Annotated in this window: 1 protein-coding gene; it reads left to right on the top strand. The window is 69.1% G+C overall.

The window, feature by feature from the left end; translation table 11 throughout:
- The coding region (locus A5622_RS18140) for a non-ribosomal peptide synthetase (RefSeq protein WP_156753003.1) at positions 1-895 on the top strand (895 nt) is incomplete at both ends.

Raw genomic sequence — 895 nt, 5'->3', positions numbered from 1 at the left:
TCGGGGCCGAGCCGTGTCCGCCGGAGCTGGTGGACCGCTGGGCGCCGGGCCGGGTGATGGTCAACGTGTATGGCCCCACCGAAACCACCATGTGGGCCTGCAAGAGTGCCCCGCTACAGGCGGGCTCGGGATTCCCGCCGATCGGCTCACCGGTGACCCGGGCGGCGTTCTTCGTGCTCGACGAATGGCTGCGCCCGGTGCCGGCCGGTGTGGTGGGGGAGCTGTATCTGGCCGGCGAGGGCGTGGGGGTCGGGTACTGGCGCCGCCCCGGGCTGACCGCATCGCGGTTCATCGCGTGCCCGTTCGGTGTGGTGGGCCAGCGTATGTATCGCACTGGGGATCTGGTGTGCTGGGGTCCCGACGGGCAGTTGCGGTATCGGGGGCGCGCCGATGAGCAGGTCAAGGTGCGTGGGTATCGCATCGAGTTGGGCGAAATCCGCACCGCCCTCACCGAATTGGACGGCGTGCAGCAAGCCGCGGTCGTCGTCCGCGAAGACCAGGCCGGCGAGAGGCGTCTCGTCGGCTATGTGACTGGAGCCGCTGACCCCGCCGATATTCGGGCCCGGTTGGGTCAGCGGCTCCCTCCCTATATGGTGCCCGCGGCGGTGGTGGTGCTCGAGGCGTTGCCGTTGACGCTCAACGGCAAACTCGACACCCGCGCTTTGCCCGCCCCGGACTACCAGGGCGATAACTACCGCGCCCCACGGACCGCCCTCGAAGAGATCCTGGCCGGCATCTACGCCCACATCCTGGGCGTCGAACGCGTCGGGATCGACGACTCCTTCTTCCATCTCGGCGGCGACTCACTCTCGGCGATGCGGCTCGTCTCGGCCGTGAATACCGATCTGGACGCCGACCTCACCGTCCGATCCCTGTTCGAGGCACCCACCGTCGC

Source organism: Mycobacterium sp. 1245801.1 (assembly GCF_001673055.1).
Lineage (GTDB): Bacteria > Actinomycetota > Actinomycetes > Mycobacteriales > Mycobacteriaceae > Mycobacterium > Mycobacterium europaeum_A.
Note: the sequence above shows the minus strand (reverse complement) of the source record. Positions and strands in the feature narration are given on the sequence as shown.